Source organism: Sphingobacterium tabacisoli (assembly GCF_017908035.1).
Classification (GTDB): domain Bacteria; phylum Bacteroidota; class Bacteroidia; order Sphingobacteriales; family Sphingobacteriaceae; genus Sphingobacterium; species Sphingobacterium tabacisoli.
Genome location: NZ_JAEQMU010000009.1, coordinates 166909 through 175498, shown reverse-complemented (window position 1 = coordinate 175498; position 8590 = coordinate 166909). Strand labels below are relative to the sequence as shown.

General features: G+C 37.7%; 6 protein-coding genes. 1 reads left to right on the top strand and 5 read right to left on the bottom strand.

The annotated features are described in order from the left end of the window. Positions 1–845 precede the first annotated feature (845 nt). A complete protein-coding gene (locus JKG64_RS22350; RefSeq protein WP_133586741.1) occupies positions 846–1466 on the top strand; it encodes a trimeric intracellular cation channel family protein in 621 nt (206 codons plus the stop codon). On the opposite strand, the gene JKG64_RS22345 is transcribed toward JKG64_RS22350, so the two are convergent. The 5 genes from JKG64_RS22345 to JKG64_RS22325 form a co-directional block, all read right to left on the bottom strand. Beyond that, positions 1463–2758, bottom strand: coding sequence for a UDP-N-acetylmuramoyl-tripeptide--D-alanyl-D-alanine ligase (locus JKG64_RS22345; RefSeq protein ID WP_210356474.1), 1296 nt, complete (start codon positions 2756–2758; stop codon positions 1463–1465). The two genes, JKG64_RS22350 and JKG64_RS22345, sit on opposite strands and share 4 nt — an antisense overlap. 81 nt (positions 2759–2839) lie before the next feature. After that, the gene (locus tag JKG64_RS22340) at positions 2840–3664 is read right to left on the bottom strand and encodes an SMP-30/gluconolactonase/LRE family protein (protein WP_210356473.1); all 825 of its coding nucleotides are present in this window, start codon (positions 3662–3664) and stop codon (positions 2840–2842) included. A gap of 264 nt (positions 3665–3928) precedes the next feature. Further along, a complete protein-coding gene (locus JKG64_RS22335) occupies positions 3929–6343 on the bottom strand; it encodes a TonB-dependent receptor domain-containing protein (RefSeq protein WP_210356472.1) in 2415 nt (804 codons plus the stop codon). 45 nt (positions 6344–6388) lie between these two features. Next, positions 6389–8014 (bottom strand): PspC domain-containing protein, encoded by a 1626-nt coding sequence (locus JKG64_RS22330; protein ID WP_246512767.1) that lies wholly within the window; start codon positions 8012–8014, stop codon positions 6389–6391. Between the two features lie 137 nt (positions 8015–8151). Continuing rightward, positions 8152–8487: a PadR family transcriptional regulator gene (locus JKG64_RS22325; protein ID WP_021069546.1), complete on the bottom strand. Its 336-nt coding sequence runs from the start codon at positions 8485–8487 to the stop codon at positions 8152–8154. Between the last annotated feature and the right edge of the window lie 103 nt (positions 8488–8590).

The following is an 8590-nucleotide window of genomic DNA, read 5'->3' as shown; positions in this document are numbered from 1 at the left end:
TTCATCCTGAGCCAGGATCAAACTCTCCATAGTAAAATGAAGTGTAAGATCAAGACTATTTATAAAAAATAGAATTGTCTTTATTTAAATAATTTCTGATTCTATGATTGACAGGTTGAGTTTTTTTAACTTTCGTTGTTTCTCAACTACTCGTTACGTTACATGATCATTTCCTTAAAGAACTTTGTCCGCATCCGCATCGCGCTTCTGCTTTTATTATCGACATCCGAAGATATGACTCGTCATTTTGTTTTTCCGGCCTCCCTTGCGGCGACCACCCTTCGTTTCCGTTGGGACTGCAAAGGTAGGAATCTTTTTTAAACCTCCAAATTTTATTTTAAAATAATTTCCGGAGAAGATTTCAGAGCATCGGATCTAACGGATTAAACCGTAAAATAACCACTCTGTCTACCTTATGTCATCGTTCCGAAGAACCGTCCCTCCCTCGCGGAGTGGTGCAAAGATAGGAACTTTCAAACCACATTTCAAAGACATAACACAGACTATTTTACAGCATATAACGTAAAACGCTGGAACAGCGGACAATAAAATTGAAAAAAGAAAGTCCACAGGCACCATGGACTGCAAAAAAGGCATACCATCCCTATCATAGGGCAGGATCAGCAGGGATTTAAACAAGGCGTAACAGCGCTTTTATAGTGGCTTACCCCTATGAACCCTCTACAGACCTCTATTATAACACAAAATAACCCCTGTAAAATTTAAAGCAGACATGAAGTAGTAAAGAAGCGATGCAGAAGACACCAAAGGAGGGGCGTATATATCGTATTAGGGATATTAAACTTTGAAAATTTTCTGTATCATTGTCTAACAGTACTTAGATTATGAATATCATCTACGGAATAGACTTACTTGGGACGATGGTTTTTGCCATATCTGGTGGAATGGCAGCGAACAGACAGGGGATTGACGTGTTTGGTGCAACCTTTATGGGCTTTGTTACAGCAATTGGAGGTGGGTCTTTACGTGATGTCTTTTTAAATATACGCCCCGTTTGGGTTGAGGACAGCAACTATCTAATTGCAATATTCATTGGTGTCTTCATATCAGTAATTGCGAATAGGCATCTCTACAACTGGGCAAAAACTTTAACATTATTCGATGCTATTGGAATTGGTTTTTTTACCGTAGTTGGGACACAAAAGTCCCTAGACTATGGCAGTAGCAATATTGCCGCCATAATGTTTGGTATGTTTTCCGCCGCTATGGGCGGTGTAATCCGAGATACATTGATGAATGAAACTCCCCTAATCCTAAGAAAGGAGATTTATGCATCAGCATGCCTCTCTGGTGCTATTTTATTTGTAATCTTAGAGTATTTCGGTTTAAGCAGGGGATGGAATGCTTTTATTTCGGCCTCTTTTGTAGTCGGTGTACGATTGATATCCGTCAAATACAACCTATCTTTGCCAACAGTTTCCCCCGTCGAAGACAAAAAAAGCTAAAGAGCTTCCAGTAACCGCTCAAAAGACATTCCTCTAGAGGCCTTAAGTAACACAAAGCATCCAGATATTGTAGCCATAGGAATCAGTGCTTCTGTTGTACTTTCAAAAAATTCAGCTCCTTCGCACTTATGCTTATAGAACTCTTTCCCTACAAAAATAAGCCTTTCTAATAATAGCTCCTTCGCTTTCTGGATAACAAGCGCATGTTCTTCGTAAGCGTCTTCACCCAATTCAAACATATCTCCTAAAACCAATACTTTACGTTCGGCTGAAAGGACTTTCATATTATCTAATGCCGCGGCCATACTACTGGCATTCGCATTATAGAAATCCGCAATAACTGTATTTCGATCTGTTTTTGTAATCTGTGATCGGTTATTTTTAGGTATATAACTTGCTATTCCAGTATTTATAGCAATTGGATCTACGCCAAAGTGCAATCCAACAGCGATTGCTGCCAAAAAATTCTCTGTATTATAAGAGCCTGTCAAATTCGTAGAGACTTCATATGTTGCAGAATTGTTTCTCTCTTTCCAAGTAATAGCCAAGTAAGGATTTGCAATCAACAGCTTGCCTATCACATTATTTTCTGCACCAAATCCATACCGAACTACGGTATCGATATGTCTCTTCTTCGCCATTTCCACTAAGTGTATATTGTCCCCTTGTAAAAACAGTATTCCATGATGATCCTGTAAATAATCATACAGTTCTCCTTTAGCAATCTTCACTCCTTCAAATGAACCAAAGCCTTCCAAATGAGCTTTTCCAACATTTGTAATCAATCCATGTGTTGGTTTAGCGATTTTCGACAAAAATGATATTTCGCCCAGATGGTTTGCCCCCATCTCAATAATTGCAATTTCAATATCTTTAGATATAGATAGTATAGACAACGGAACACCAATATGATTATTTAAATTCCCTAGGGTAGCGAAGGTCTTATATCGTTGTGAGAGTACAGCGTATAACAGTTCTTTAGAGGTTGTCTTTCCATTTGTTCCTGTAATACCTATTATGGGTATGTGTAATTGGTCCCGGTGGTATTCTGCTAACCTCTGTAGAGTCTCCAATACATCGTCAACTAGTATATACCGTTCGTCTTTCTTACGTGTCGGATCATCCACAACTACATAACGGGCTCCGCTAAGCAGCGCTTGGTCAGCAAAAGTATTACCATCAAAACTAGCTCCTTTCAATGCAAAGAAAATACTTTCTTCTTTTATATTACGCGTATCCGTAGATATTAAAGGATACTGTTTATATATATTGTACAACGCTTCTATTTTCATGGTCTACCTATTTTGTTAAAGCAAAAATAAATAATACTTCAGGTTGTCAAAGTCTATTCATGAATCTTTTTGAAAAACGTCTTACTTAAGCTTATAAGCTATTACACTATTACCATTAAAAGTAGGAATATACAATATACGTTCTCTAGCATTAAACCCTAAATCTGCAGTATTCATCTCTCCCTGTACATCTTGTAATTTCTCGATTACACCATCTGCCTTTACATAATAAATCAATCCCGGCCAGCACGTCACCAGAAAATCACCATCTCCAATAGATTCTATCCCATCCCCTGCCTGTTCGAAACCTTGCGCCACTATAGTAACTTTTTTCTGAGAATCTATTCGCCAAAGCTCTTTACCCGCCAGCGCGTACAGGCTTCCATTCAACCATTTCAATCCATTAGCGTTATTTACATTATCCATATACAGCGAATAGTCACCCTCATCTATTTTATAAATTTTATTCTCTCTAGTATCCGACACATACACGACTCCTTCATTATCCACTGTAACATCATTCAGAAATATGGCCTCCTTAATTCCAATCTCATCAATGACATTCCCAGAAACCACATCTACAACAACGACAACATCAATATCAGCAATATATAATAGCCCCTTATGTAGAGCCAGTCCTTTGGGGGCATTCAATCCCGAAATCCAAGTAGCATTTCGTATAGAACCATCCGTATTTAAAAGAGCTATCCCTCCCTTTCCATCCTTTTCTGCACCACCTCCATCAATCAGAGAAACATATAATACCTCCTTTACTCCATCGTATAAAACAGATTCTGGGACAGCAAGCTTTTCATTTGCCACCCATAACTTCTCAAGTTGGTGATTTTGGCTCTTTGCCGTAAAAGCAATTAGCCCCACACATAATGCTAAAACTTTCTTCTTCATAACTATTTTATTAAAGTTCTTTACTTGGACCTACAATTCAGAGTTGTATACGATTCCTCTACATACAAAATTTAGTCAATCCCAAAATCAACTGTCAATTTACATTATTAAGGTCTGACATCCAATCTGATGATTCGAGAATACTTTTCTATATACTTAAACAAATCTAATAAAAATGAGTTTAACAGCGCACAAAAAAACCGTAAGCTCAGCTAGCTTACGGTACGACTAAATCTAAAACATAAATAAGTTAGCCAATAGCTCCTATTGAGCTCTATTTTTCTCTTCACTGCTATTTTCTCGACGGCGAACGGATTGCTTCAAGTTTCCGAATTTATAATTGAAAGTAAACCGGATAGACTGGGTATCATTGTATTGCCGTATATCTGAATCATATTCTCTGAATTTGGTGTATAAATTATTCCGGTTGCTTCGAAAAACATCCGCTATCGCCAATTTGAACGAACTACGCTGGTCTTTTAAGTTATAACTTATACCGACATCCGTATTGAATTTTCCTTGAATTTTATACACATTATATAAGAACGGTGAATTGTAGCGCAAAGCCAATTCAGAAGAAATAGCTTTATTAATTTTAAAATTACTAGTTGAGTTCAACTGGAAGAATGTTGATCCTTCACTCACATAATAACCTGCTATGGGGCCACGAAAGTGCATGTATATTCCGGTCAGATTATTATACATCGTCCAGAATTTACCGATGCGCGCCGGTATAGTAAGGTTGATGTAGCTTGTGTTCTGTTTCCCCAGGTTTTCCCGGGTTACCCATGTTGTCTTCAGAACAGTGTCCTGTCCCATACTTTCCACCATGGCATCATTCGTAAAGTCGTGCCCTATCGCAATATTAAACATCTTATATAATGTGTAATACAGCGAAAATCCGTTTGTATATTCTGGTTTCAAATATGGATTACCACGCATAGATGTCCGCTTATCAATATAATACTCAAATGGATTAAGATGTCGATAATTCGGTCTTGATATCTTGCGAGCATAGTTAAGTGTAAATACATGATTTTCGTTCTTAGTATAACTCAACGACCCCGAAGGAAACCAATCTAAATAATCCCGCTTATTCTCTTTATTTTCCGTACCCGATATTCCATCAGTCACCGTATATTCAGAGCGAAGTCCCGCCTTCGCCTCCCACTTATTTAACGACATACTATAATCAATATATCCTGCCGTTATTTGCTCTACATAATTGAATGCATTGGAACGCCTTGGATTATTTTGCCAACTATCCACAATGAGGTGATCAAATTTTATTCCGTTATCTGATTCTACATTACTATACTTAACCCCTGCTTCAAGATTACCTTTACCGATCTTCTGTGTATAATCTGTCTTCACGGCGAAGATCTTAATATCTGTCAATGAATAACTTCGCTCCTTCTCCGGCGCATAGATTAGCGTCTCCCCATCAGGGAAATAGGTACGATACTCGTAATTGAGTCCAGTACTGGTTTTAAACATACTATAGTCCAAATCCATGGTCAACGTCCTACCCATCGTGTCTATCCTAAACTCATTATTAGCATTAAAGGTGTACTTATTAAATTTTTCCTTGCCTAATGTATAAGAATTCATCACAGAATCAATCACTCCTGGCGCACTTCCCATATTCGTTGTACCGGGATTATCTTGGTTTTCTACATTATTATTACCGCTGAATTGTAACACAAATGTATTACGAACAGATGTCTTTTGCTCTAGCCCCAACTTATAATTATGCGTCCGATCTCTCTCTTTTAATTCAGCAAGCTGACTAAATACAGTTTGCTTATCGCCGTCAGGAATCACACGCATAATATTCAGGGTTTCTATCGTTTTATTATCTGTATAAGCATAGTTACTAAAAACGGTTGTATTATCTTTCTTATAGTTTAAGTTGATAGAAGAGTTCCCTCTAAGCCGCTCTCCCTGACCGACACTAGCAACAAAAGAGCCGTTAAATCCTTCCAGTTTATTCTTCTTCAGGATTATATTAATTACTCCAGCAGCCCCCTCAGCATCATCTTTAGCAGAACGTGTACTAGAGAGTTCTATGCTCTTGATTTGCCCACCATCTGTGCTCTTCAAAAATGTAGCCAACTGCTCTCCTGTCATATAAGTAGGTCGCCCATCTATTGTAACATTGACCCCCTGCCTTCCCATTAGACTGATATTATCATCTTTATCTACATTGACACCAGGCGCTCGCTTTAATACTTCGAACGCATTATTTCCCGCACTAACTGAAGAGTTTTCTACATTCATCACCATTTTTCCCTTCACGTTCTGTATCAAAGGCAGCTCTCCCATTACCGTTACAGCCTCTATTTCTTTGTTAACAGGAGTCAACATAACATTTGGCAACTCCACACCTTCAGCCCCTGTTTTGAATATGGCTGTTTCACCTTTACCGAATCCAACAGCTGTGGCTTCTATTATAAACGTTCCACTTGGATAGTCCAAAATTGTATACTTCCCTTCTTCATCCGTTACAGCTGTTTTTAAAACTGCTCTAGCAGTAGTCGTGATTAAATAGACAGAAGCTCCATTAATTGGTTCATTATTGTGATTCACAATCTTCCCACGTAAAGTCGGACGTTGATTAGCCGTTACTACTGTACTATACAATACTAGAGTGATTATCCAAAAAAAAGCGTTTTTCATAGTAGGCAATCGTTAGGGACTAAATCTATTGATTATTTAATAAGACTATTCTTCGTCTGAAATGGTTGCATCCTTCACTTTCTTTTCCTTCTTCTTCGCTTGTTCGATATGCAATGGGGCACATTGTAGCCCGGAGCGTCTCATAATCCATTCTGTATATTTTATAGTTTCATCATTATCATATTCTTTTTTACAGTCGGAATAGGGTAAGTTCCACATTTTCGATCTAATGGTTTGGTCTATTGTTACTTTTGCTCCCACAGGAAGAAATACCACGACAGACACCGCTTCGTCACGATAAGGTTCTTCAGTAGTCAACGCAAAATGGCTGTCGAAGACAATCTTTCCCTTATCCTGTTTTGCTAAATAGTCGATATGCGATGCACGCTCCGAGGCGCTTTGATAAGTTCGCCCTTTCGCAAAATAGTTATACTGTATATAAGGTATATCTAATGAATCAATATATTCGAAGCGAATGTTTATTTCATTCCTTAAGTATCTGGATAACTCCTTCTTTTTGAATGTCATTGTATACTTCTTATCTCCGTTATCCAATGCTGCCGCTTCTATTACCCTAATATCCTTTTCTTCGAAATGATAAACATTTTGTTTTTCTAGGATCTTCTCCACTTTAATGGTACTCGATTCTTTATACTCTTGTATACCCACGAAAGAATAGAAAATAATCAGAATGATAGATACTATCCATCCAGCCCACAAACTAAGCGATAGATACGTATTCATCGATCTCGTTTTCAGCAACATTCTTAAAAAAATGTGCAATAGCGCTATAAAAGGAATTGTAATGGCCATAACTCCGGCAAGCAAAGCAATAAACGCCTGTCCCGTTGACAGTAATTGTAATCCTGGAAATACCATTTCATCTTGGTAACCTAAGATTCCTGTTGCAAAACCGACAAAAGTAATGAGCATACCAATGATTACCATTCCACAAAAAATGAGCATCAGAAAAGCAAAGCCCTTACCTAAAATCTGGAAAAAGGTAGATATCCCCTTACCAACCGTTTTTCCTCCGTTACTCAGATGCCCTCTTACAGCTGAAAAATCATCTTTATAGCCTTCTAATTCTTCTTCAAAATTCTTTTTAAAATTTTGAAGATTAGGTTCTTCCCCTCGCATAGACATCCGATCAGCCCGTGTAATTGCTTCTGGCATCACAATCCAAAGGATAACATACAAAAGCACTCCAGATCCTCCGAAAAGAAAGAATAATATAAACAAGACTCGAATCCATTTCGCCTGCATACCGAAATAATACCCCAACCCACTACAAACTCCTGCGACCACCTTATCGTCGGGATTACGCATTAATTTCCTTTCAGAAATAACACGTTTATAATCTTCCTTCGATTCATCCAAGTAAGGTTCATCTTTCATTTCGTCCACTTGCTCAAAGTCGCTAACCCTTCCCATCTGCCCAATCACCTCGTTAACATCTAGCATAGAGATAACTTCTTTCTTTCCAACTTGGATTCGTTCCGTAAACATTTCAGCAATACGGTTCTCTATATCTTGTAATATCTCCCCACTATCATCAGATTGACTGAAATGGCGCTTAATCTCAATCATATAACTACGCAACACCTCGTAAGCATCTTCTTCAATATGGAAGACTATACTATTTATATTGATAATTATTGTCTTATTCATATGTATATAATTTGTCTTTTATCTGTCATATGGAATATCCAAACTATATTCATTCGTGTTTGTGCAGTTGCTGCTACATGGATATTTCATATGTATATTTTTTTTCATTATTCGTCTGTTGACAAATTGGTTTGCTTTTACTTCTTATTACCTGTTAAAGAAATTTCAACAGCGTATACTAACTCTTTCCAAGTGACATCTAATTTGCGTAACACTTCCTTTCCCTCTTCAGTAATCTGATAGTACTTGCGTGGGGGACCAGAAGTAGACTCTTGCCAACTATAGCTTAGTAGGCCATTATTTTTCAGTCTGGTTAACAAAGGATATAGCGTCCCTTCAACCACGAGTAATTCTGCTTTCTTGAGTTCTGCGATTATATCCGAAGCATAAATCTCTCCTCTAGAGATTATTGAAAGGATACAATACTCAAGTATTCCTTTCCGCATCTGGATCTGTGTATTCTCTGCTATCATAACAATACAAAGTTATATCCTTTAGATGGTACTTTGCAATACACAGTACTATATTTTTTAAAAAACAAACACAAACAGCTGTAAATCAGTTAAATAATTTTAT

Bases quoted from the DNA above. Each gene is read 5' to 3' on its own strand.
- JKG64_RS22350 (WP_133586741.1), top strand. From the start codon at position 846: ATGAATATCATCTACGGAATAGACTTACTTGGGACGATGGTTTTTGCC.
- JKG64_RS22345 (WP_210356474.1), bottom strand. From the start codon at position 2,758: ATGAAAATAGAAGCGTTGTACAATATATATAAACAGTATCCTTTAATA.
- JKG64_RS22325 (WP_021069546.1), bottom strand. From the start codon at position 8,487: ATGATAGCAGAGAATACACAGATCCAGATGCGGAAAGGAATACTTGAG.
- JKG64_RS22340 (WP_210356473.1), bottom strand. From the start codon at position 3,664: ATGAAGAAGAAAGTTTTAGCATTATGTGTGGGGCTAATTGCTTTTACG.
- JKG64_RS22335 (WP_210356472.1), bottom strand. From the start codon at position 6,343: ATGAAAAACGCTTTTTTTTGGATAATCACTCTAGTATTGTATAGTACA.
- JKG64_RS22330 (WP_246512767.1), bottom strand. From the start codon at position 8,014: ATGAATAAGACAATAATTATCAATATAAATAGTATAGTCTTCCATATT.